Origin of the sequence: Bordetella tumbae (assembly GCF_965139195.1) — a bacterium.
In the GTDB taxonomy this organism is placed as follows: domain Bacteria; phylum Pseudomonadota; class Gammaproteobacteria; order Burkholderiales; family Burkholderiaceae_B; genus Bordetella_A; species Bordetella_A tumbae.
In genome coordinates, this window is the sequence record NZ_CBCSJH010000012.1 from 101,887 (window position 1) to 123,943 (window position 22,057).

Genomic DNA, 22,057 nt, shown 5'->3' on the forward strand with positions numbered 1-22,057 from the left:
TTTGCACCAAATGAGGAGACTCGCTTGATGATCGCTCGAACTTTGGCGGCCTGTACGCTCGCCATCGCCACCACGTTGTTTCACGTGCCCGCCGCGCAGGCCGCGAACTATCCCGATCACCCGATACGGCTGATCGTACCGACCTCGCCTGGTTCCACGGCGGATGTCGTTGCGCGGGTGGTAGCGGAAAATCTGGGCAAGGCGTTGGCCCAGCCCCTGATCGTTGAAAACCTGTCAGGCGCTGCCGGTATTCCAGGTACCCGACAACTGGTGTCCGCCAAACCCGATGGCTATACCCTGGCGATTGTGTCGTCGAATCACGCCATCAATCCCAGCTTGTACAAAGACATGCCTTACGACAGCGTGCGCGACATCACGCCTATCTCGATGATCGGCACCACGCCGCTCGTCGTTGTCGTATCAGACACCTCGCCGTATCGCGATATCGGGGCTCTGCTCTCGGCTGCCCGAGCCCATCCCAAAGAGATCAACTACGGTTCATCGGGCACGGGCAGCGTTTTGCAGCTGGCCGGTGAACTGCTCAAGTCACACGCGAACGTCGATATGACCCACATCCCATATCGCGGCGGTAACGCCTTGATTACCGATGTGATGTCCGGCCAGATTCAAACGGCGTTCCTGGCTGTGCCCTCGGTATTGGCACAGATTCAAGCGGGCAAGCTCCGTGCCTTGGCGGTCAGCACACCTGAGCGCTTGGAGGTACTGCCAAATGTGCCGACATTGGCCGAATCCGGGGTGAAAAATTATTCGTATGATGCCTGGATCGCCTTGATCGGCCCCGCGGGCATGGCGCCAGAGCAAGTCAGTCAACTGCAATCCGCCACGGCGCGTGTGATGAAAGACCCCGCCGTATTGAAAGCCTTGCAACCCCTCGGATTCGTGTCACAAGGCAGCACGACAGAGCAGGCTCGTAAAGTCCTGGTCGATGAAATCAGTAAGACCCAAGGGCTGGTATCCGCCGCGGGGATCTCTGTTGAATAGTATGTCTGAAACTCTGGTACTAGATCGTCCTGCGCGGTTTCTATTTCTGTCGCGCGACCCTGCGTTAATTACCGCGCAGCTCGCGGGGAATGCCGTGGCCCTGAGTCAGGCGAGCCCTTTGCGCGACGATGTGTCCACCGACGAGATCACGCCGGTGACTATCCTCACGCACTTTGACGAGAGCCTGGGACAGTTTCCGTACACCGGGCTGCAGGTCGCGGGCCAGCGCCCCATTGCAGAGAATGCGGTTCGGGAGTCAGGCGTCAACGTCGTCGTCGGAGGCAACCGCTACGGCAAGGGCTCATCCCGCGAACACAGCCCCATGGCAGAAAAGTCAGCGGGGGTACGTCTGGTCATTGCCGAGAGTTTCGAGCGTATCTATCGGCAGAACGCCGACAACATAGGCCTGTACACCAGCACCGATATGAGTCTGGTGGAACGCCTGCAACGCGGTGAGCGCATTACTGTCGATGACATCGTCGCGGATCGCGACCAGTTGGCGGCAGCGATTGTGCGCGAGGGTGGATTGCTGGCCTTTGGGCAACAGCATCTGCGGACAGCAGCGCGGGTGGATTCGATAGATCCGGCGCCACAAACCCTGTTCGAAAAAATCATTCGACGCCACTTGTTGAGTACGCCCGTGACGTCGACGGCATTGTCGACCGGCGAAGGCGTCTTCGTTCGTGCGGATTGGCGATTCATCCACGAGTACTACACCGGGATGGCCGCGCATATGTTGCACGCGCGTTTCGGCCGTCCATTGACGCTCATCGATACCGACAGCATCGTCGTATTCGAAGACCACACCTCGTATGTCGACGAGAGCCCGAATCACGTGCGTATGGGTTTTGTGCCCAAGGTGCGCTTCATGTGCCAGGCACAACGTGACTTCATCCATGACTATGGTTTGCGACAGCATCGCACCTTGACTGATGCCGAGGCCGCCCTGGATCCGGGCACGAATGTTGCCGGTATTTCGCACGCGATGATGGCCGAGCATTACGCCTCGCCGGGGCAAGTAGTCGTGGGGACCGATTCGCATACGCCGCATAGCGGGGCGCTGGGTTGCGTCGCGTTTGGGGTCGGTACGACGGATATGGCCAACGCTTTTATGACCGGCACCATCCGATTGACGATGCCGGCGAGTCTGAAGATCGACTTGCGCGGCCGTTTGCCAGCCGGTGTGACGGCAAAGGATGTCGTACTGCATCTATTGGCGCTGCCGGAAATCCGGACCGGGGCAGGGGTAGGGAAAGTATTCGAGTTCACAGGGCCTGCTGTCCGGGCCATGTCGATCGATGAACGTGCGACGTTGACCAATATGACGGCAGAGTTGGGCGGTCTGACTGGAATCGTTGCCCCCGATGAGGTGACCTGTGCCTTTCTGCGTGAGCGTCGAGGCGTGCAAACAGAGCTCGAATCGTGGATGCATAGCGACGAGGGCGCCGAGTATGCTGCGACGTTCACCGTCGATTGTGCGGCGCTATCGCCCTATGTTGCCGCGCCCGGTGATCCCGGCAATGGCGTGCCATTGACCGAACTCAGAGAACGCCCGCACGTGGATATCGCGTATGGTGGCTCATGCACGGCCGGAAAACGCGAGGATTTCGACCACTATCACGAAGTGCTGGCGTGGGCCTTGGAAAACAACGTACGTATCGCCGAGGGCGTGACGCTTTTTTTGCAGTACGGGACGACGGCCGTACGCGATTACTGCCAGGCAAAAGGCTATGACCAGACTTTTGCCCGCATGGGGGCGCGCATTCTGCAGCCATCCTGTGGCGCGTGTGCCAACTGTGGTCCAGGCTCATCCACCGATGCGAACCAAATCACCGTCAGTGCGATCAATCGCAACTTTCCGGGCCGCTCGGGACCCGGCAGCGTATGGCTGGCTAGCCCGCCGACGGTGATCGCCAGTGCGTTGGCTGGGGAATTGGTATCCTTTGACGAGATCAAGGCACGTTACCAGGCGGCTTGAGCTGCAGCAACTGCGATTGATGAAAAATCCATCAGATCGAGTGCGTCAATCTAGACGCCCTCACCGCAGTTGGCTATCGACACGAGCATGATATGGTCCTAGGTCGATGCGGTCTCGGACAGGTTGAGCCTGCCTAGTCGCTCGTTCCCTGCTCAATCTCTTCGAGCTCCGTCTGGATCTCCAGCCATTGTTCTTCGAGAGTGTCCATCCGTTTGCCCAGCTCGCCGTGCTCGGCCATCACCTGTTGGCGCTCGGTACGGCGCGCGTCGGAATACAGGTCTGCATCGGCAATCAGTGCATCCAACACCTGCAACCGTGCCCGCAGCTTGTCCATCTCGCTTTCCACTTTCGTCAGCTTGCCCTGCAGGGGTTTGCGTAACGCGGCCAGTCTCTGGCGTTGTTCGGCTTCCAGGCGGCGCTGGGTTTTACGGTCTACATTTGCATTGTCTGCGCCGCTCGATGCGGCCTCCCCGCGCGCTTGCGCCCGAGTTTCCGCGCGTGATTCGGCCTGACGTGCGTTCAACCAGTCCCGATAATCCTCCAGATCACCATCGAACTCGCGCATCTGCCCATCGGCAACGATCCAGAAACTATCTACGGTCGTGCGCAACAAATGACGATCGTGCGAGACCAATAGCATGCTGCCCGAAAACTCGGCCAATGCTGCGGCCAGCGCTTCGCGTGTTTCCACATCCAAGTGGTTGCTGGGTTCGTCCAGCAGCAGCAGATTGGGCTTTTGCCATACGATCAACGAGAGCGCCAGGCGTGCTTTTTCGCCGCCCGACATGGGGCCGACCTTGCCATTGACGGTGTCGCCGGAAAAACCAAAGCCCCCCAGATAATTGCGCAGTTCCTGTTCGCGTGCGTCAGGCGCCAATCTGGCCAGATGCTCCAGCGGCGTGCCGTCCAGGTCCAGCATATCCAATTGATGCTGGTGGAAATAGCCAATTGCCAGACCTTTGGAGGCGCGACGCTCTCCGGCTTGTACCGGAATTTCCTCGGCCAAGGTCTTGATCAGCGTACTTTTGCCCGCGCCGTTTGCGCCCAGTACGCCGACACGAGCGCCTGCGCGTACCATCAGCGTGACATCTTTCAGAATGGAAACTTGCTGCCCATCCGTGCTCGTATAGCCCGCCGCGACCTTTTCCAACACCAATAATGGATCCGGCGTATGTTCAGGCGAAGGAATACGTATGTCGATGCCGGCCTCGGCATGCAGCGGCGCCAGCGTTTCCATGCGCGCCAGAGCCTTGACCCGGCTTTGCGCTTGTTTAGCCTTGGACGCTTTAGCCTTGAAGCGATCAATAAAACTCTGCAGCCGTGCTGCTTCGCGAGACTGGCGTTCATGCGCGATGCTGACCAGGCGCAGACGCTCGGCGCGTTGCGTCAGGAAATCCTGATAGCCGCCGCGATAGCGCACCAGCTTGCCATGATCAAAATGCAAAATGATCCGCGCCACGGCATCCAGGAACTCGGTATCGTGCGAGATCAACAGCACCGTGCCGGGATACGCCGCCAGCCACTTTTCCAGCCACAACATGGCGTCCAGATCCAGGTGGTTGGTCGGCTCGTCCAGCAGCAGTAATTCCGATGGGGCCATCAGCGCCCGGGCCAAGGCCAGGCGCATACGCCAGCCACCCGAAAAACTGGCGACCGGTTTCATCCATTCATCCGGCGCAAACCCCAGGCCTGCCAGCAACTGTTCTGCACGGGAATTCGCGCTCCACACGCCAGCCTCGGCCAGTGCTGCCTCGAGTTCGGCAATGCGGGTGCCGTGATCATCATGCACCGCTGCGCGCTCGGCCTGCAGCGCACGCAGATGCGTGTCGCCATCGATTACGAATTCGCGGGCAGGGCGGTCATCGGCGGCGATTTCCTGCTGCACGCTGGCGATGCGCCAGCCTGCGGGCACGTCCAGCGTGCCCGCATCCTGATCCAGAGTACCGGTCAATAAAGCAAACAACGAGGACTTTCCCGCCCCGTTCTTGCCGACAAAACCCACCCGCTCGCCGGGGTTCACTACAAATTCCGCGCCATCGAGCAGTACCTTGGTACCGCGTCGCAGCGTCAATCCTGATGCTCGTATCACAACTGCTCGCGGGTCAGTAGCAAGATCTGGTCCGACGCCTCTTCGGTATCCAGCCAAACGGGTTCAAGCTCGGGGAACGCGGCTTCGAAATGATCGCGCTCGTAGCCGATTTCCAATACCAGCACACCCTCGGGCGACAGGTATTTCGGTGCGGCCTGCAAAATGCGGCGCACCAAGTCCATGCCATCCGTGCCACCTGCCAACGCGAGTGATGGTTCATGCCGATACTCGTGAGGCAGTTCATCCATCGATTGGCTATTCACATAAGGCGGATTGCAGACGATGACGTCGTAGGCCGCGTGGGGCAGCGCATCAAACAGATTGCTGTGATGCAGTGTCAAACGATCCTGCAAGCCATATTCATCCACGTTACGGCGGGCCACTTCCAACGCGTCCGTTGAGACATCGACAGCGTCCACGTCGGCATTCGGAAAGGCCAGAGCCGTCAGAATTGCCAGACACCCGGAGCCGGTACACATATCCAATGCACGCGTGACCTCAAACGGATCTCGCAACCAGGGCGACAACCCCTGATCCAGCAATTCTGCAATGGGTGAGCGGGGCACGATGACGCGTTGGTCGACATAAAAACGATGGCCGCGCAGCCAGGCCTCCTGAGTCAGGTAGGCGGCAGGCAGGCGTTCAGTCACGCGCCGATCAATCAATTGCAGTACTTTCGCACGCTCGTCGCTGGTGACACGGGCATCCAGAAACGGATCCAGCGTGTCGGGCGGCAAATGCAGTCCGTGCAACACCAGATAGACGGCCTCGTCCCACGCGTTATCGGAACCATGGCCCAGCGCGACTTGCGCTTCGTTAAAGCGCGACACGCCATAGCGGATCAAGTCACGCAGGGTCTGCAATTCTTGGCGATCAGATGACGACATAGCGCCTCAGTGAGCCAGCAGCAGGTTTTCCAACGTGCGCCGGTAAATATTCTTCAAGGGATCCAGGCTATCGAGTGCGATGCACTCGTTGACCTTGTGGATCGTGGCATTGCAGGGACCAAACTCAATGACCTGAGGACAGATCTTGGCGATGAAGCGTCCATCCGAGGTTCCGCCAGTCGTTGACAGTTCGGTCCGACGGCCGGTTTCGGCTTCGATGGCCGCAGACAGCGCGTCGGTCAGCGAGCCGCGTGGCGTCAGGAACGGCTCGCCGCCCAGATTCCACTGCAACTCGTATTCCAAACCATGCCGATCCAGCACCTCGTGCACGCGTGCCTTGAGCGAGTCCGGCGTGCTGGCCGTGGAAAAACGGAAATTGAATTGCGCCACTGCCTCACCAGGCACCACATTGGTCGCACCCGTGCCGGCATTCAGATTCGACACCTGGAACGTCGTAGGTGGGAAATATTCATTGCCCTGATCCCACTCGATATTCACGATCTCGGCCAGTGCCGGCGCCAGTTGATGGACCGGATTACGAGCCAGATGCGGATAGGCTACATGGCCTTGGATGCCTTTGACCGTCAACGTGCCCGACAGCGAGCCACGGCGGCCGTTCTTGCAGACATCGCCGATCGCATCGGTCGAGGTGGGCTCGCCCACGATGCAGTAGTCGAGCTGCTCGCCCCGTGCTTTCAAGGCTTCGCAGACGATCACCGTGCCATCGATGGCAGGGCCTTCTTCGTCCGAAGTGATCAGAAAAGCAATCGAGCCGGAATGCTGCGGATGGGCCGCCACGAATTCCTCGACCGCCACCACAAAGGCAGCGATCGAGCTTTTCATGTCGGCGGCACCGCGGCCGTACAGAAACCCGTCACGCTCGGTCGGCACAAAGGGATCGCTATTCCATTTTTCGCGCGGACCGGGCGGTACCACATCCGTGTGTCCGGCAAAGACGGTGAGCGGACCTTCGGTGCCGCGACGGGCCCAGAGATTCGTCACGCCGCCTTGCGCGATGGTTTCGCAATGAAAGCCGACGCGCGACAGGCGCTCGGCCAACAGGCTTTGGCAATCCTCGTCAACAGGCGTGACCGAGGGGCGGGCGATCAGGTCTTTGACCAGATCCAGTACGGCGGATTGATGCATTAGGCTCTCAGCAGATCGTTAATGCTGGTCTTGGCGCGCGTTTGCGCATCGACACGCTTGACGATGACAGCGCAAGCCAGGCTGTGCGAGCCGTCTTCCGAGGGCAGCGAGCCGGGCACGACCACCGAACCCGAGGGCACGCGGCCATAGGTGACCTTGCCCGTGGCGCGGTCGTAGATCTTGGTGCTTTGCGACAGGAACACGCCCATGGCCAGCACCGAGTTTTCTTCGACCACGACACCTTCGACGACTTCGGAACGGGCGCCGATAAAGCAGTTGTCTTCGATGATGGTGGGATTGGCTTGCAGGGGTTCCAGTACGCCGCCGATGCCGACGCCGCCCGACAGGTGCACGTTTTTGCCGATCTGCGCGCACGAGCCGACCGTAGCCCACGTATCGACCATCGTGCCTTCGTCAACGTAGGCGCCGATGTTTACGTACGACGGCATCAACACCACGTTCTTGCCGATAAAGGCGCCACGGCGGGCCACTGCCGGCGGCACGACGCGATAGCCGCCTGCCTGAAAGGCGGTATTGCCGAAGTCCGCGAATTTCGTCGGCACTTTGTCGTAGAACGTCAACGGAGCTTGGCCCATGACGGCGTTGTCGTGCAGGCGAAACGACAGCAGCACGGCCTTTTTGATCCACTGATGCACGATCCATTCGCCGGTCGATTTGTCGGCCACGCGCAGGCGGCCCTGATCCAGGGCGGCGATGGTGTGCTCGACCGCATCACGCACTTCGGCGCTTGCGTCGGAGGGCGACAGGTTGGCCCGGGCTTCCCAGGCTTGTTCGATAGTGGTTTGCAGGTCGAGAGTCATGACGCTTTATTTACGTAGAAAGGGTTGATCAAACAGAGGTTTTGACAAAATGGGCGATGCGCTCGGCCGCCTCGACGCATTGCGCCAAAGGAGCCACCAGCGCGATGCGGACACGGCCCGCACCCGGATTGACGCCGTGCGCCTCGCGGCCGAGGAAACTGCCGGGCAGTACGGTAACACCAGTACGGCCGTAGAGGTCGCGTGCAAAGCTGGTGTCGGACGCCGGCGTCGGCACCCATAGATAAAAAGACGCCTGCGGCATGCGCACGTCCAGCACGCGCTGCAGAATCGGCACGACGGCCTCGAATTTCGCCCGATATTGCCGGCGATTATCGGCAACGTGAGTCTCGTCCGTCCAGGCGGCCACGCTGGCCGTGGCAATCACCGGGCTCATCGCGCTGCCATGATAGGTGCGATACAGCAGGAACTGCCCGATCAGCTTGGCATCGCCCGCGACAAAGCCCGAGCGCATGCCCGGCACGTTCGAGCGTTTGGACAGGCTGGAAAACGCCACCAGATTGGCATAGTCATCGCGCCCCAGGCGGCGCGCCGCCTGCATGCCGCCTAGCGGTGGGTTGCCCTCGTCGAAATAGATCTCGGAATAGCATTCATCCGAGGCAATCACGAAACCATGCCGATCCGACAGCTCAAACAGCACACGCCATTCGTCCAGAGACATGACGTTGCCAGCCGGGTTGCCGGGCGAGCACACAAAAACCAATTGTGTCCGTTTCCAGACATCCTCGGGCACGCTGCCCCAATCGCAGCCGAAATCGCGCGCCGGGTCGGCATTGACGTAATACGGCGTCGCGCCGGCGAGCAGCGCCGCGCCTTCATAGATCTGATAAAACGGATTCGGGCAGACCACCAGTGCGTCTGCATTCGGGTCCACGACGGTTTGCGTAAAGGCAAACAAGGCCTCCCGAGATCCCAGCACCGGCAGGACTTCCCGGTCGGCGTCCGGCGCGGGAATGCTGTAGCGCTGTGCCAGCCATTGAGCGATTGCCTGACGCAACGCCGCGTCGCCTTTGGTCGCCGGATAGACCGACAGGCCTTGCAGAGCGCCGCACAGGGCTTCGCCCACGCGTGCGGGCGCCGCGTGCTTGGGCTCGCCGATCGACAAATTGATTGGCGTCAGCCCCTCTGGCGGGGTGCCGGCCTCGGCCAGCAAAGCCCGCAACTTTTCAAAGGGATAGGGGTGCAGGGAATGTAATCGGGGATTCATAAGCAAGATTTTAACAAGCAAGCTACAATAGCGGGCTTGGTACCGCGAAGGTGGCGAAATTGGTAGACGCACCAGGTTTAGGTCCTGACGCCGTAACAGGTGTGGGGGTTCGAGTCCCCCCCTTCGCACCACGAATTATGTACGACTCGGTTGGCCTTGTGCTGACTTTCTGGTGATCCCCCAGGCATTTCGGTGTCTTTGGGGGATTTTCTTTTGGTGCGCTCGTGATGGGGCCGCGCGTCGTTTCGTCCATTGCTCCGAGAAGCCTCGGCATTCATGCCGGCTACCTGCCAGCCCCAAACAAAGAGAAACCCGCCAGGGCTGCGCTTCCATCCACAGCCCTGGCGGGTTTTTTACTACTGATCCTTCGAGGCAATGCAGGCTCAATGCTCCTTGACAGGCGCCGCCAGCAGCTTGTCGACATAGGCAATACCGATTGCCGACAGAATGAACGTCACATGGATGATGGTTTGCCACATGACTCCGGTCTCGGTGAATCGGGAATTGGGCGAGCCGATGTTGCCCGCCTCGATAAAGGTGCGCAGCAGGTGGATCGACGAGATCCCGATGATGGCCATGGCCAGCTTGACCTTCAGCACGCTGGCATTGACGTGGCTTAACCACTCAGGACTGTCGGGGTGCCCCTCCAGGCGCAACCTGGACACAAAAGTCTCATAGCCGCCGACGATGACCATGACCAGCAGGTTGGAGATCATGACCACATCGATCAGCCCCAGCACGATCAGCATGATCTCCATTTCCCCAAAGCTTGAGGCGTGTGAGACCAGGTGCCACAGCTCTTTGAGAAAAAGCATCACATAGACACCCTGGGCAATGATCAAGCCCAGATAAAGCGGGAGTTGCAGCCAGCGCGAGCTGAAAATCAATGCCGCCATGGGGGTCAGGGGGCGGGACGTACGATCGGACGAATTCATGGTGTTTCAGGAATCTGTAAGAAAACAGGCAGGGAGCGATTCTACCAAGCGCGAGCGTCGGTAGTGTGATCGCCGTGTGCGAAAAGTCACTTCGGGACCGAGCGCCATCGGGCTGGCGTCCAGGTCGATTAAGCTCTTGTAAATCTAACGATGCTGATGAACAGGAGTGCCGATGGACATAGAACAACAAATCGCCCAATGGGAATCCGAAGAACAAGCCGTGCGCGCGCGTCTGTTGCCCGAAGACAGCCGACCGTCCACGGCCATAGCCGGCAAGACCGGGATGGCGCTGCTGCAGGCGATTTTTGCCGGGGAATTGCCGCCTGCCCCCATCGGTGCGACGCTGGATTTCGTGCCCATCCATATCGAGCCGGGTCTTGCCGTATTCCAGGGACGGCCCCAGCGCAAACATTACAACCCGATGGGCAGCGTGCACGGCGGCTGGTTTGCCACATTGCTGGATTCGGCGGTCGGTTGCGCCGTCCATTCGATCTTGCCCGCCGGCAAGGGCTACACCACGTTGGAGCTCAAGGTCAACATGGTGCGGGCCTTGAGCGACCGAGTGCCTCTGGTGCGGGCGGAAGGCAAAGTCGTCCACGCCGGGCGTCAGGTGGCGACGGCCGAGGGCCGGCTAGTCGGCCCCGATGGCAAGCTGTACGCCCATGCCACGACTACGTGTTTGATTTTTGATCAGCCCGAGGCGGCCTAGCGTCCTGATGTCCGCGGCATGAGGCGGTTTGGGTCATAGCTGGCCTGCGCGCCGAGCGGCCGTGCGCGACAGCGCGGCCCAATCCAGATGTCCCTCTCCATGCGCCAGGCTCTCGATATGTGTGTCACGCAGCGCACTGGCGATAGGCAAGGGGACGTTCGCACCTTCTCCTGCCGCCAAGGTCAGGCGCACATCCTTCAATCCGAGCGACAATTTGAAACCTGCCGGTTCGTACCGATCCTGAGCGATGGCCCCGCCATAACCTTGGTAAACGGGAGCTGCGAATACGGTGGATGTGATCAGGTCCAGAAACTCCGTCTTGGCCACATCATGGCCTTGCACCAGTGCGACGGCTTCGCCCATCGTGCCGATGGCGCTGGCGATCATGAAATTCACAGCGAGCTTGACGGCATTGGCCTGCTCGGGGCGAGCGCCGCATTTCCAGGTCTTTTGACCTAATACGTCGAATAGCGGTTGCGCCGTCGCCAGCGCCTGTGCATCGCCGGCTGCCAGAATATTGAGTTGGCCTGCTTCGGCCACATTCACCCGGCCGAGCACAGGGGCGGCGACATAATGCACTCCCTTGTTTTGATGCTCCTGTGCCAGGTTGCTGGCCAACTCGACCGAAATAGTTGCCATGTTGATATGCAACGCTCCCGCCTTGAGGGCGGAGAGGACTTGTCCGTCGAGAATCGTTGCGCGTACCGCATCATCGTCAGCCAATATGGAAACCAGGATATCTGCATCCGTGGCCGCCTCGCGTGCGTTCGCCGCCGCAATGGCGCCACGTTCAGCCAGCATCGCTACCGGGGCAGGGGATCGATTCCAGGCGTAGACCGTATAGCCGGCCTTGAGCAGATTGCTCGCCATGGGCAGGCCCATGGTACCCAGGCCGAGAAAGGCGATTTTCATTAGGGGGTTCCTTGTGGAAGTTGGGAAATTTTTCAACGCTTCGCTAGCCCATTGAGCCAGCTATCAGCCCAGTGCTTTCAACGCCACGTCGACAACGGCCTGCATGTCCTGGCGCGAGCGTCCAGTCTTGCCGACAACGCGCATACCTTGTGCGAGACACAACAGCATGCGCGCCGCCGCGGCGCTATCGACGTGCGCGGCAATCGAACCATCGGCTTGCCCTAGTTCAATCAAGCCCATCAACAGGCTTTCATTGCGACTGAGCGCATCCGTGATATGCCGGGCGACATCGCGCTCAAATGCTGATAATTCCGTCGCACTGGCGACGACCAGGCAGCCTTGGCGGCCAGCCGCACCCTGCGAGGACGCGACATAGAACTCCAGTACCCCGCGCAGTCTCGCCAAGCCATTTCCCGTCTCGCCAACAAAACCCTGCAGCTTGCGGGCGCGCGCCGCACGATAGTGCTCAAACGCCGCCAGAAATAGCGATTGCTTGTCCTTGAATGCTTTGTAGAGACTGCCTTGCGTCAAGCCCATCTCTGTCGTCAGGTCGCTGATCGACGCGCCGTGATAGCCGCGTTTGCTGAACACGCGCACAGCTCGATCCAACGCCTGGTCCATGTCGAATTCGCGGGGGCGGCCTCGCGAACGAGCCGAGGTGTCTGATGCTTGCCGGATTGCAGTCATATCGGTAATTTAGAAAACGATCGTTTTCTAAATTAGTTCAAATCGCCGCCGTTTGCAACGCCCATGCTATTCTGGACGCTACTATCGTTCACAAGGCGAGTCACCATCGTGCAGTCTTACGAATCCATCTTCTGGGGAATGGCGATTGTGGTGCTGCTGGCATTGGCTGGCGGCGCGTTGATGGGGCGGTTGGCCCGCGTCACGCACAGTCTGGCGGGCGTGGCCGCGCAGTCCCTGGTTGTGTTGGCGCTAGTGGCTTATTTGGCGGCTGACGCCGGGGCAGGGGGCATGGTGGCGCTGCTGGCCATTGCCGCCGCCATGTTTTCGTTAGTGATCGGCACGGCAGCCGCCTTGCTGGCCCGCCGCGTATTGCGCGAACGGCGGGCCTGTATTGATTGATTCGGCCGCAGGGCCGATCCAGTCATGCACGTGTCCGGGGCGGACCCGTGCAGCGCGTGTTGATTGGGTCAATACGGGACGCTGTCAGTTTTCGTCGTCGTCTTCGTCCTCATCTTCATAGTCATCCTCGTCTTCATCCTCATCGTCTTCTTCTTGCTCCAGCGCATCGTGGCCCTTCCAGGTCAGGCGCCAGTAGGTTTCAGCATCACTGCCATCGGTGGCCGGCACCAGCGTGATCAATCCTGCGTCCGACAAGATATCCAGATGGTGCGCGATCAGCGGGGCGGGAGGCGCATCGGGCATGCTGGCTTGCACAGCGGCCTCGATGTCTTCTTGCGACAGTGCCGCTGTATCGGCGTCACGCAGTTCGCCCAGAATGGTCACAACCAGATCGAAATCACGTTGCATAGTCTCAAGTCCTTTTAGTTATTGAACGCGCTGTCCAACCCTTTGGGCGACAACACAGCCAAGTATGGGGCGAAGGCGGTCCAGGAAAAACAGATTCCGCGATGAATTAGGGTAAATCCGAACCCCATATAAAGGCCGATTATGACTACATAGTCCGCCTGAGACTGGTATAGTCGCGTCCCTTGCGTACCAAAGCATGAAGGAGGGGCACGCACATGGACATTATCAGCACCAAGACCGCCGAGATCACAGGCGGCGTTGCGCTGGAGACCACCATAGATGGCGAGCGCATCAGCACTTACGTCGTTACGGGGGTGTCCGACCTGGAGGCCATTGCCGATATCGTGCCTCACGAACAAGTTGATGCAGGCGCGGAAATTCACGTGACTGTCGTCGACGAAATCGACACGGCGCAAGATCAAATCGACCAAGTGCTCGACAACCTCAATCCTGGCGACGTGGCCGTCTTCCTGTGCGCAGACGAAGACGCCTACAACGCCGCACTGGATTTGTTGGGACTTCCGGTCGACTGACCCCAAATTCTGCGCATGACCTGTTCATGCGCAAATAGTTCCGAAAATACGGCCTCGCAGTTGCGCTTTGTTGCATTATTGGTACGTATTTTTGAGGATTATGTTGACTTGTCAGGGGAACCTAACGATAGTGACGGCACACGATCTCAAGCGTTGTGATTTTCGATCAGTGCAGTGCCTTTCCGGCCGGCGTTATTGTTCTACTGTCCCCTTCTTGATTGATTCGTGACTCCCGGGCATTTTGCCCACAACATTTAGGAAATACAGTATGGAAACCGGCGTTGTTAAGTGGTTCAACTCGGAAAAAGGCTACGGCTTCATCACCCCGGAAGCGGGTGGCAAAGATCTGTTCGCGCACTTCTCGGAAATCCAAGCCAACGGCTTCAAGTCCCTGGAAGAAAACCAGCGCGTCAGCTTCGTGACGGCTAATGGTCCCAAGGGTCCGCAAGCAACGAAGATTCAAGTTCTGTAATCAGATCTTGATGAAAAAAAGCCCCCGCAGGGGGCTTTTTTTATTGCCGGACAGGTTCGTTTGTAACGTTCGTCTCTCTGTGGCGGCATCATTTCGGCAACGATTTGTCGGTTTTGTTGTGTCAATTTGCAAAGTTTGACGTCCGGCAAGACGCCACATACACTGGGCAAGCGAGATTTTCAAGCGACGCGGTCGTTATTCCTGTCGCCGTCATGGTACCCAGTTAGTTGCCCCTCCTTGATCATCTGGCGCTCCCGCGAGCAATCGCTACTAGAAGGTGAAGGACACAGTCATGGCAACAGGTATCGTCAAATGGTTCAACTCGGAAAAGGGCTACGGTTTCATTACGCCCGACGATGGCAGTAAAGATCTTTTCGCGCATTACTCAGAAATCCGCAGCGACGGTTACAAATCCCTCCAGGAAAACCAACGCGTGACGTTCGAAGTGGGCCAGGGACCCAAGGGCCCCAGCGCCAAGAACATCAAAGTCACGGCCTGATCCAGCCGGTCAGGCGTTTTTCGGCCTGTTTGCGCTCCTGGCGGCAGCCGCTGCCAGGAGCGTTTTGCTTAGGTCCGTAAAATCCGCGTTTTCCTTATCGAAAACCCGTCCGGGTCAGGGCTTTCCCGAGGCAAGACCCCCCCTTTGGCAGAGGTCTTGAACTTTCCGGTAAAATCACCTGTTAACCCGTTTGTTCACTCCTCACTTATTTCTCGGATAATTTTGATGCAGCCTGTGGTTGAAACCCTCTCTGGTCTGGAACGCCGCGTAGATCTGTCGGTTTCCGTGGCCGACGTCGAAAAGGAAGTCCAGGCGCAATTGAAGCGCGTAGCCCGTACGGCCAAAGTGCCCGGGTTCCGTCCTGGCAAGGCTCCGCTGTCTATGCTCGAGCGCAGCCACGGCCCCGGCATCCGCTACGACGTGATCAATGGCCAGGTCGGCCGTGCTTTCGAACAAGCCGTCGATGGCGCCAAACTCCGTGTGGCCGGTGCGCCCACGCTCGAGCCCAAGACCGAAGGCATTGCCGACGACACGCTGGCCTTTACGGCCACCTTCGAGGTGTATCCCGAAGTCGCCGTGCCTGATCTGTCCGCACTCGCCGTTACCCGTTACGACACCGCCGTTTCCGACGCCGAAGTCCAGCAAACCCTCGACGTGTTGCGCAAGCAGCGCGCTACCTACGAGGCCCGCGAAGGCCGCGCCGCCGCAGACGGTGACCGCGTCACGCTCGATTTCGCCGGTACCATCGACGGCGTTCCCTTCGAAGGCGGCAAAGCCGAAGACTTCCCCTTCGTCCTGGGTCAAGGCCGCATGCTGCCCGAGTTCGAGGCGGCTGCCAAAGGCCTGAAGGCTGGCGAAACCAAAGTGTTCCCGCTGAGCTTCCCCGAAGACTACCAAGGCAAAGAAGTCGCCGGCAAAACGGCTGAGTTCACCATCACCGTCAAAGAAGTCGCCGAAGGCGTCTTGCCTGAGGTCGACGGCGAATTCGCCAAGGCCCTCGGCCAAGCCGAAGGCGACGTCGAAAAGCTCAAGGCCGACATTCGCACCAACATCGAACGCGAAGTCAAAGCCCGTTCGCAAGGCCGCACCAAGGCCAGCGTCATGGATGCCCTGGTCGAAGCCGGCAAATTCGACGTGCCCAAAGCCCTGGTCGACAGCGACGTGCAAAGCCGTGTCGAAGCTGCCCGCGAAGAGCTCAAGCAGCGTGGCATTCCCAATGCCGAATCCGTGCCGATCCCGGCCGAAGCTTTCACGACCGAATCCGAGCGTCGCGTGCGCCTGGGCCTGCTGGTTTCCGAACTGGTCAAACAAGCCCAATTGCAAGCCAAGCCCGAACAAGTCCGTGCTCGCATCGAAGAGTTCGCACAAAACTATGAACAGCCTGCTCAGGTCATCAGCTACTACCTGACCGACCGCCAGCGCCGCGCTGAAATCGAAGCCATCGTGCTCGAAGACAACGTCGTGCAGCACGTGCTCGAAAAAGCCAAGGTCACGGAAGAGCAGGTACCTTTCGATCAGTTGATGGGGATGGCATAAAGCATGCAGCGGTTTACCGATTTCTATGCGGCAATGCACGGCGGGGCTTCGGTCACGCCCACCGGCCTGGGTTATATCCCCATGGTCATCGAGCAGTCGGGGCGCGGCGAGCGCGCCTATGACATCTATTCGCGCTTGCTGCGCGAGCGTTTGATCTTTCTGGTTGGCCCCGTCAATGACAATACGGCCAACCTGATCGTGGCGCAGCTGCTGTTCCTGGAGTCGGAAAACCCCGATAAGGACATCTCGTTGTACATCAACTCGCCCGGCGGGTCGGTGTATGCCGGGATGGCCATCTTCGATACCATGCAGTTCATCAAGCCCGATGTTTCGACGTTGTGCACGGGCTTGGCCGCCAGCATGGGTGCTTTCCTGCTCGCAGCGGGCAAAAAGGGCAAGCGTTTCACTTTGCCCAATTCGCGTATCATGATTCACCAGCCGTCCGGCGGTGCGCAGGGTCAGGCCTCCGATATCCAGATCCAGGCCCGGGAAATCCTCGACCTGCGCGAGCGTCTGAACCGCATTTTGGCCGATAACACCGGCCAGCCCGTCGACCGTATTGCCGTAGACACAGAGCGTGACAACTTCATGTCGGCCGAAGATGCGGTATCGTATGGTTTGGTGGACAAGGTTCTCGCATCCCGTTCCGAGGGCTAGGCCCGCGAAACACCGGGCCTAAGCAGTGCCGTGACGTCCAAGTAAGCGTTGAATGCGCCGGCCTTGACCGGCGGCGCATTTTCACCAGAGATACGAAACACATATGCCTGATAAAAAGGGACCGGCCGACGCAAAAGTGCTGCACTGCTCGTTCTGCAACAAGAGCCAGCACGAAGTCCGCAAGCTGATTGCAGGGCCATCGGTGTTCATTTGCGATGAGTGCATTGACCTCTGCAATGACATCATCCGCGAAGAAGCGCAGGCCTCTGCGCGCGCGGCCATACGGTCTGAGCTGCCTACGCCGACCGAAATCAAGACCTTTCTGGACCAATACGTCATCGGTCAGACGCTGCCCAAGCGCATGCTGGCCGTGTCGGTGTACAACCACTACAAACGCATTCGCCACGGCGAAATCAAAGGCGACGAAGTCGAGCTCTCCAAGAGCAACATCATGCTCATCGGGCCCACCGGCTCGGGCAAGACGCTCCTGGCCCAGACCTTGGCCCGCATGCTGAATGTCCCGTTTGTGATGGCCGATGCCACCACCCTGACCGAAGCCGGTTACGTGGGTGAAGACGTCGAAAACATCATCCAAAAGCTGCTGCAGAACTGCAACTACGAGGTCGACAAGGCTCAGCGCGCCATCATCTATATCGACGAAATCGACAAGATCTCGCGCAAGTCCGACAACCCCTCCATCACCCGTGATGTTTCGGGTGAGGGCGTACAGCAGGCGTTGCTCAAGCTCATCGAGGGCACCGTCGCCTCGGTACCGCCGCAGGGTGGTCGCAAGCATCCCAACCAGGATTTCGTCCAGGTCGATACCACCAACATTCTGTTCATCGTGGGTGGTGCGTTCGACGGCCTGGAAAAAGTCATCCGCGACCGTACTGAAAAGTCCGGCATCGGTTTCTCCGCCTCCGTCAAGGCAAAATCCGAGCGGGGCGTAGGCGAGTTGTTCAGCGAAGTCGAGCCCGAGGATCTGATCAAATTTGGTCTGATTCCCGAGTTGGTGGGCCGTCTGCCTGTTGTGGCGACCCTGGACGAGCTCGACGAGGCGGCACTCGTTCAAATCCTGACCGAGCCCAAGAACTCGCTGATCAAACAGTTCCAAAAGCTCTTTGCCATGGAGGGCGCCGAGCTCGACATACGCCCCGGTGCACTCAAGGCCATTGCCCGCAAAGCGCTCAAGCGCAAAACGGGTGCTCGCGGCCTGCGTTCCATTATCGAAGGCGCCTTGCTGGACACCATGTATGACTTGCCCTCTCAAGGCAACGTCAGCCGCGTGGTTTTGGACGAAAACGTCATCGACGGCGACGGCAAGCCCTTGCTGATTTACGCCGACGAGACGGGGACCTCGGACAAGCCGGCTCAGCCCCAGGTGCGGGGCGCAGCTGCCTGATTCATTGCTTCGTCAAACAAAGCAAAATCCAGCAAAAAACCCGTTTTGTAACGGGTTTTTTTGCATTTAGGGGGTTATGCGGACGACGACGGCTTGAATTTTCGGCTATTGTTCCCATATCAGACGTAACGGATTCGGATAACCAGCTTCGCTTGGGATCCGATCTACATTATGCCGAGTCAAATCAAGGAATCCTATATGTCTGCCAGTCAGACCCTGCCATCCGAACCCATCGACCTGCCGCTGCTGCCTCTGCGCGACGTGGTGGTGTTCCCGCACATGGTTATTCCGCTGTTTGTGGGCCGTCCCCGTTCGATCAAGGCGCTCGAAGTCGCCATGGAATCGGGCAAAAGCATCATGCTGGTGGCGCAAAAATCCGCCGGCAAAGACGATCCTACGCCCGAAGACGTCTACGAAATCGGCTGCGTGGCTAGCATTCTGCAAATGCTGAAATTGCCTGACGGTACCGTCAAGGTGCTGGTCGAGGGCACGCAACGCGCGCGTATCGATACGATCGACGACGCCGAAACGCATTTCGTGTGCCAGGTCACCCCCGTCGAACTCGATCCTGCGCAAAGCTCAGAGACCGAGGCTCTGCGCCGCGCGATCGTGGCCCAGTTCGAGCAGTACGTCAAACTCAACAAAAAGATCCCGCCCGAGATTCTGACCTCGCTGGCTGGGATCGACGATGCCGGCCGTCTGGCCGACACCATCGCCGCCCATCTGCCGCTCAAGCTCGAGCAAAAGCAGACGATGCTGGAAATCCTCGGCACTTCCGAGCGCCTCGAGGGCCTGCTGACGCAATTGGAAACGGAAATCGACATCCTTCAGGTCGAAAAGCGTATCCGTGGCCGCGTCAAAAAGCAGATGGAGAAAAGCCAGCGCGACTATTATCTGAACGAGCAAGTCAAAGCCATTCAGAAAGAGTTGGGCGAGGGCGAAGAAGGCGCCGACATCGAAGAGCTCGAAAAGAAAATCATTGCTGCGCATATGCCCAAGGATGCGCGCAAGAAGGCCGACGCCGAGCTCAAAAAACTCAAGCTCATGTCGCCCATGTCGGCCGAAGCTACCGTGGTGCGCAACTACATCGATACGCTCATCAATCTTCCCTGGAAGAAAAAGAGCAAGATCAACAACTCCATCAGCAACGCCGAAAACGTGCTCGATGACGATCACTATGGCCTGGAAAAGGTCAAAGAGCGCATCGTCGAGTATCTGGCCGTGCAGCAGCGTGTCGACAAGGTCAAGGCCCCGATTCTCTGCCTGGTAGGCCCTCCGGGCGTCGGTAAAACCTCGCTGGGACAATCCATTGCGCGTGCCACGAACCGCAAGTTCGTGCGTATGGCCCTGGGCGGCGTGCGCGACGAGGCCGAAATCCGTGGCCATCGCCGTACCTACATCGGTTCCATGCCCGGCAAGATCGTGCAGAACATGAGCAAGGTCGGCGTGCGTAACCCCTTGTTCCTGCTGGATGAGATCGACAAGCTCGGTATGGATTTCCGTGGCGATCCCGCCTCGGCATTGCTCGAGGTGCTCGACCCCGAACAGAACCACACGTTCCAGGATCACTACATCGAAGTCGACTTTGATCTGTCTGACGTCATGTTCGTGGCCACCAGCAATACGCTGAACATCCCGCCCGCGTTGTTGGATCGTATGGAAGTCATTCGTCTGTCGGGCTACACCGAAGACGAAAAAATCCATATCGCCCGTGACCATCTGCTGCCCAAGCTGATGAAGAACAACGGCGTCAAGGAATCTGAACTAGTGGTTGACGATTCCGCCTTGCGCGATATCGTGCGTTACTACACTCGCGAAGCCGGTGTGCGTGCGCTCGAGCGCGAAGTCGGCAAGATCTGCCGCAAGGTCGTGAAAGAGTCCTTAGCTCAGGCAGACAAGGCCAAGGCCGAGGGCAAGCCTGTGTCTCAGACGGTCGAGCCCGTCAAAGTCGACGCCGAGAACCTCAGCAAGTACCTGGGCGTGCGTCGTTATACCTTTGGCATGGCAGAAAAGGAAAACCAGATCGGCCAAGTCACCGGTTTGGCCTGGACCGAAGTCGGCGGCGATTTGCTCACGATCGAAGTCGCCGATATGTCTGGCAAGGGCGTGATTCAACGTACCGGTTCGCTGGGTGACGTGATGAAAGAGTCGGTGGAAGCCGCTCGTACTGTCGTACGCTCGCGTGCGCGTCGTCTGGGTTTTGCCGACAGCGTGTTCGAAAAGCACGACATGCACGTTCACGTCCCCGAAGGCGCTACGCCGAAGGACGGCCCATCGGCGGGTATCGCCATCACCACAGCCATGGTCTCGGCTTTGTCGCGTATTCCGGTGCGCGCTGATGTGGCAATGACGGGTGAAATCACCTTGCGTGGCGAGGTCTTGCCGATCGGTGGCCTAAAGGAAAAACTGCTGGCTGCGCACCGTGGTGGTATCAAGACAGTGCTGATTCCCGAGGAGAACGTCAAAGACTTGGCCGACATTCCGGACAACGTCAAAAACCACCTCGAGATCGTGCCGGTGCGTTGGATCGACAAGGTGCTTGAGCTGGCGCTGGAACGCCAGCCCGAGCCACTGTCCGACGAAGAAGTCGTCAAGGAGCCCTTGGTCGCCAAAGCAGCGGAAACCGCTGCGCCGGGTGATCCTGTGTTCAAGCATTAAGACTTCAGCGGTTCGTGTCATACCATCGGTATGACACCAAAGCCCCCGAATTCATTGCAACTCGCATGAGTTCGGGGGCTTTTTGCTGCTGGAGGGGCAGCAAGTATGGCGGTTAATTAATGCAGTGCCTGCGTGCGGATCAGGCCAACAGCAATGCCCTCAAGCGCAAAGTCTAGTGTCCCATCCACCACGATGGGCGAGAAATCTGGATTTTCAGGCAGGAGCTCGATGTGTCCTTGGCGGTGTTGCAGGCGTTTTACCGTAACGTCGTCGCCCAGGCGGGCAACGACGATCTGGCCATTGCGTGCCTCGGTGGCTCGCTTGACGGCGAGCAGATCGCCTTCGAGGATCCCTGCGTCGCGCATACTCATGCCGCGTACTTTCAGCAGGTAGTCGGGCGTCTGGGCAAACAGTCCAGGATCCACGCCGACCTCGCGCTCGACATGCTCGGCAGCCAGAATGGGGCTGCCTGCTGCCACGCGGCCTACCAGCGGCAGCAATAGGCGGCTCACCGCGTCCGCGGCGAACCTGGCGAGGCTCGATGGCGCTGCAACGCCGGCAGGCGATGTGGCGTGACCATGAGAAGAGGTGGCGGGGTCAATGGACTCTATCAGCCGGATACCGCGTGATGCGCCGGCCGTCAACTCGATGGCCCCCTTGCGCGCGAGAGCCTTGAGGTGGTCCTCGGCGGCATTGGGAGAACGAAAACCCAATGCTCGGGCAATTTCGGCACGAGTAGGAGGAAAGCCGGTGCGTGCCACCGTTTGCCGGATGTGGTTCAGGATTTCCTGTTGGCGCTCGGTGAGTTTGGTAGCCATGGCAATGATCCGCTTCGGACTGTATGAATATACAGCAGGATTTTGGACGAGCCTATATAAAAAAGCAAGTCACGTGGCGACGAATAGGACTGCGGGAACGATATGCATTGGTATGTACCGGCAAAAAGCGCCCCCTCGGGGGGGGAGCAAGCCGAAGGCGTGACGTCTTTTTTGGATGTCATGGTTGTGCGGTCTGTGGCATGCGTAGAGTGGAGTTCTTTTGGCGCAGGAGGTCGGCGTGTAAAAGCCCCGCCGGGCCTATCGCCGCGACTCGGCCCATGAGC

At 59.1% G+C, this 22,057-nt stretch carries 21 protein-coding genes and 1 tRNA gene; 12 read left to right on the forward strand and 10 right to left on the reverse strand.

What is annotated here, in order from left to right:
* Positions 1-27: 27 nt before the first annotated feature.
* Both ACNA0J_RS14935 and ACNA0J_RS14940 read left to right on the forward strand, forming a co-directional pair.
* Positions 28-1,002, forward strand: coding sequence for a Bug family tripartite tricarboxylate transporter substrate binding protein (locus ACNA0J_RS14935; protein ID WP_415819660.1), 975 nt, complete (start codon positions 28-30; stop codon positions 1,000-1,002).
* 1 nt (position 1,003) lies between these two features.
* Positions 1,004-2,980, forward strand: coding sequence for an aconitase family protein (locus tag ACNA0J_RS14940; RefSeq protein ID WP_415819661.1), 1,977 nt, complete (start codon positions 1,004-1,006; stop codon positions 2,978-2,980).
* A 133-nt stretch (positions 2,981-3,113) separates the two neighbouring features.
* Here the strand turns inward: ACNA0J_RS14940 and ACNA0J_RS14945 are convergent, their stop codons facing one another.
* Genes ACNA0J_RS14945 through dapC form a run of 5 tightly spaced genes read right to left on the reverse strand, consistent with a single transcriptional unit; the run spans position 3,114 to position 9,148 of the window.
* On the reverse strand, positions 3,114-5,069 hold the full coding sequence (locus tag ACNA0J_RS14945) for an ABC-F family ATP-binding cassette domain-containing protein (RefSeq protein WP_415819662.1): 1,956 nt from the start codon (positions 5,067-5,069) through the stop codon (positions 3,114-3,116).
* On the reverse strand, positions 5,066-5,956 hold the full coding sequence (gene prmB, locus ACNA0J_RS14950; protein WP_415819663.1) for a 50S ribosomal protein L3 N(5)-glutamine methyltransferase: 891 nt from the start codon (positions 5,954-5,956) through the stop codon (positions 5,066-5,068). Before prmB ends, ACNA0J_RS14945 begins: the two co-directional genes overlap by 4 nt.
* 6 nt (positions 5,957-5,962) lie before the next feature.
* Entirely contained in the window at positions 5,963-7,102 is a 1,140-nt protein-coding gene (gene dapE / locus ACNA0J_RS14955) for a succinyl-diaminopimelate desuccinylase (protein ID WP_415819664.1), read from the reverse strand.
* A complete protein-coding gene (dapD, locus tag ACNA0J_RS14960; protein ID WP_415819665.1) occupies positions 7,102-7,923 on the reverse strand; it encodes a 2,3,4,5-tetrahydropyridine-2,6-dicarboxylate N-succinyltransferase in 822 nt (273 codons plus the stop codon). Before dapD ends, dapE begins: the two co-directional genes overlap by 1 nt.
* Positions 7,924-7,951: 28 nt before the next feature.
* Positions 7,952-9,148, reverse strand: a complete 1,197-nt coding sequence (gene dapC / locus ACNA0J_RS14965; protein ID WP_415819666.1) for a succinyldiaminopimelate transaminase — start codon at positions 9,146-9,148, stop codon at positions 7,952-7,954.
* A gap of 44 nt (positions 9,149-9,192) precedes the next feature.
* Here dapC and ACNA0J_RS14970 point away from each other — a divergent pair.
* A tRNA-Leu gene (locus ACNA0J_RS14970) sits at positions 9,193-9,279 on the forward strand.
* A 252-nt stretch (positions 9,280-9,531) separates the two neighbouring features.
* On the opposite strand, the gene ACNA0J_RS14975 is transcribed toward ACNA0J_RS14970, so the two are convergent.
* Positions 9,532-10,083, reverse strand: a complete 552-nt coding sequence (locus tag ACNA0J_RS14975) for a TIGR00645 family protein (protein ID WP_415819667.1) — start codon at positions 10,081-10,083, stop codon at positions 9,532-9,534.
* Positions 10,084-10,255: 172 nt separating this feature from the next.
* Between ACNA0J_RS14975 and ACNA0J_RS14980 the strand changes: the two genes are divergently transcribed.
* Positions 10,256-10,792, forward strand: a complete 537-nt coding sequence (locus ACNA0J_RS14980; RefSeq protein WP_415819668.1) for a PaaI family thioesterase — start codon at positions 10,256-10,258, stop codon at positions 10,790-10,792.
* Positions 10,793-10,825: 33 nt separating this feature from the next.
* Here ACNA0J_RS14980 and ACNA0J_RS14985 read toward each other — a convergent pair whose 3' ends face one another.
* Positions 10,826-11,704, reverse strand: coding sequence for an NAD(P)-dependent oxidoreductase (locus ACNA0J_RS14985; protein ID WP_415819669.1), 879 nt, complete (start codon positions 11,702-11,704; stop codon positions 10,826-10,828).
* A 63-nt stretch (positions 11,705-11,767) separates the two neighbouring features.
* A complete protein-coding gene (locus ACNA0J_RS14990; protein ID WP_415819670.1) occupies positions 11,768-12,391 on the reverse strand; it encodes a TetR/AcrR family transcriptional regulator in 624 nt (207 codons plus the stop codon).
* A 108-nt stretch (positions 12,392-12,499) separates the two neighbouring features.
* On the opposite strand from ACNA0J_RS14990, the gene ACNA0J_RS14995 reads away from it, so the two are divergent.
* A complete protein-coding gene (locus tag ACNA0J_RS14995) occupies positions 12,500-12,790 on the forward strand; it encodes a hypothetical protein (RefSeq protein ID WP_415819671.1) in 291 nt (96 codons plus the stop codon).
* Between the two features lie 84 nt (positions 12,791-12,874).
* Here the strand turns inward: ACNA0J_RS14995 and ACNA0J_RS15000 are convergent, their stop codons facing one another.
* Positions 12,875-13,198 (reverse strand): DUF2513 domain-containing protein, encoded by a 324-nt coding sequence (locus ACNA0J_RS15000; protein ID WP_415819672.1) that lies wholly within the window; start codon positions 13,196-13,198, stop codon positions 12,875-12,877.
* Between the two features lie 215 nt (positions 13,199-13,413).
* Here ACNA0J_RS15000 and ACNA0J_RS15005 point away from each other — a divergent pair, with 215 nt between their 5' ends.
* The 7 genes from ACNA0J_RS15005 to lon all read left to right on the forward strand — a co-directional run bounded on the left by ACNA0J_RS15005 (position 13,414) and on the right by lon (position 20,955).
* Complete coding sequence (locus ACNA0J_RS15005) at positions 13,414-13,731, forward strand: hypothetical protein (RefSeq protein WP_415819673.1); 318 nt, start codon at positions 13,414-13,416, stop codon at positions 13,729-13,731.
* Positions 13,732-13,999: 268 nt separating this feature from the next.
* Positions 14,000-14,203, forward strand: a complete 204-nt coding sequence (locus ACNA0J_RS15010) for a cold-shock protein (protein WP_012249703.1) — start codon at positions 14,000-14,002, stop codon at positions 14,201-14,203.
* Between the two features lie 292 nt (positions 14,204-14,495).
* On the forward strand, positions 14,496-14,702 hold the full coding sequence (locus ACNA0J_RS15015) for a cold-shock protein (RefSeq protein WP_094821944.1): 207 nt from the start codon (positions 14,496-14,498) through the stop codon (positions 14,700-14,702).
* 225 nt (positions 14,703-14,927) lie between these two features.
* Positions 14,928-16,238 (forward strand): trigger factor, encoded by a 1,311-nt coding sequence (gene tig, locus ACNA0J_RS15020; protein WP_415819674.1) that lies wholly within the window; start codon positions 14,928-14,930, stop codon positions 16,236-16,238.
* Between the two features lie 3 nt (positions 16,239-16,241).
* Complete coding sequence (gene clpP, locus ACNA0J_RS15025; protein WP_415805927.1) at positions 16,242-16,895, forward strand: ATP-dependent Clp endopeptidase proteolytic subunit ClpP; 654 nt, start codon at positions 16,242-16,244, stop codon at positions 16,893-16,895.
* A 103-nt stretch (positions 16,896-16,998) separates the two neighbouring features.
* Positions 16,999-18,297, forward strand: a complete 1,299-nt coding sequence (gene clpX, locus ACNA0J_RS15030; protein ID WP_415819675.1) for an ATP-dependent Clp protease ATP-binding subunit ClpX — start codon at positions 16,999-17,001, stop codon at positions 18,295-18,297.
* Positions 18,298-18,495: 198 nt separating this feature from the next.
* Positions 18,496-20,955, forward strand: coding sequence for an endopeptidase La (gene lon, locus ACNA0J_RS15035; RefSeq protein WP_415819676.1), 2,460 nt, complete (start codon positions 18,496-18,498; stop codon positions 20,953-20,955).
* A 116-nt stretch (positions 20,956-21,071) separates the two neighbouring features.
* Here the strand turns inward: lon and lexA are convergent, their stop codons facing one another.
* Positions 21,072-21,773: a transcriptional repressor LexA gene (lexA, locus tag ACNA0J_RS15040; protein ID WP_415819677.1), complete on the reverse strand. Its 702-nt coding sequence runs from the start codon at positions 21,771-21,773 to the stop codon at positions 21,072-21,074.
* Between the last annotated feature and the right edge of the window lie 284 nt (positions 21,774-22,057).

What these genes read in the sequence shown, in the direction of transcription:
- ACNA0J_RS14935 (WP_415819660.1), top strand. Translation starts at nt 28, where the DNA reads ATGATCGCTCGAACTTTGGCGGCCTGTACGCTCGCCATCGCCACCACG.
- ACNA0J_RS14940 (WP_415819661.1), top strand. Translation starts at nt 1,004, where the DNA reads ATGTCTGAAACTCTGGTACTAGATCGTCCTGCGCGGTTTCTATTTCTG.
- prmB (WP_415819663.1), bottom strand. Translation starts at nt 5,956, where the DNA reads ATGTCGTCATCTGATCGCCAAGAATTGCAGACCCTGCGTGACTTGATC.
- dapE (WP_415819664.1), bottom strand. Translation starts at nt 7,102, where the DNA reads ATGCATCAATCCGCCGTACTGGATCTGGTCAAAGACCTGATCGCCCGC.
- dapD (WP_415819665.1), bottom strand. Translation starts at nt 7,923, where the DNA reads ATGACTCTCGACCTGCAAACCACTATCGAACAAGCCTGGGAAGCCCGG.
- dapC (WP_415819666.1), bottom strand. Translation starts at nt 9,148, where the DNA reads ATGAATCCCCGATTACATTCCCTGCACCCCTATCCCTTTGAAAAGTTG.
- ACNA0J_RS14975 (WP_415819667.1), bottom strand. Translation starts at nt 10,083, where the DNA reads ATGAATTCGTCCGATCGTACGTCCCGCCCCCTGACCCCCATGGCGGCA.
- ACNA0J_RS14980 (WP_415819668.1), top strand. Translation starts at nt 10,256, where the DNA reads ATGGACATAGAACAACAAATCGCCCAATGGGAATCCGAAGAACAAGCC.
- ACNA0J_RS14985 (WP_415819669.1), bottom strand. Translation starts at nt 11,704, where the DNA reads ATGAAAATCGCCTTTCTCGGCCTGGGTACCATGGGCCTGCCCATGGCG.
- ACNA0J_RS14990 (WP_415819670.1), bottom strand. Translation starts at nt 12,391, where the DNA reads ATGACTGCAATCCGGCAAGCATCAGACACCTCGGCTCGTTCGCGAGGC.
- ACNA0J_RS15000 (WP_415819672.1), bottom strand. Translation starts at nt 13,198, where the DNA reads ATGCAACGTGATTTCGATCTGGTTGTGACCATTCTGGGCGAACTGCGT.
- ACNA0J_RS15005 (WP_415819673.1), top strand. Translation starts at nt 13,414, where the DNA reads ATGGACATTATCAGCACCAAGACCGCCGAGATCACAGGCGGCGTTGCG.
- ACNA0J_RS15010 (WP_012249703.1), top strand. Translation starts at nt 14,000, where the DNA reads ATGGAAACCGGCGTTGTTAAGTGGTTCAACTCGGAAAAAGGCTACGGC.
- ACNA0J_RS15015 (WP_094821944.1), top strand. Translation starts at nt 14,496, where the DNA reads ATGGCAACAGGTATCGTCAAATGGTTCAACTCGGAAAAGGGCTACGGT.
- tig (WP_415819674.1), top strand. Translation starts at nt 14,928, where the DNA reads ATGCAGCCTGTGGTTGAAACCCTCTCTGGTCTGGAACGCCGCGTAGAT.
- clpP (WP_415805927.1), top strand. Translation starts at nt 16,242, where the DNA reads ATGCAGCGGTTTACCGATTTCTATGCGGCAATGCACGGCGGGGCTTCG.
- clpX (WP_415819675.1), top strand. Translation starts at nt 16,999, where the DNA reads ATGCCTGATAAAAAGGGACCGGCCGACGCAAAAGTGCTGCACTGCTCG.
- lon (WP_415819676.1), top strand. Translation starts at nt 18,496, where the DNA reads ATGTCTGCCAGTCAGACCCTGCCATCCGAACCCATCGACCTGCCGCTG.
- lexA (WP_415819677.1), bottom strand. Translation starts at nt 21,773, where the DNA reads ATGGCTACCAAACTCACCGAGCGCCAACAGGAAATCCTGAACCACATC.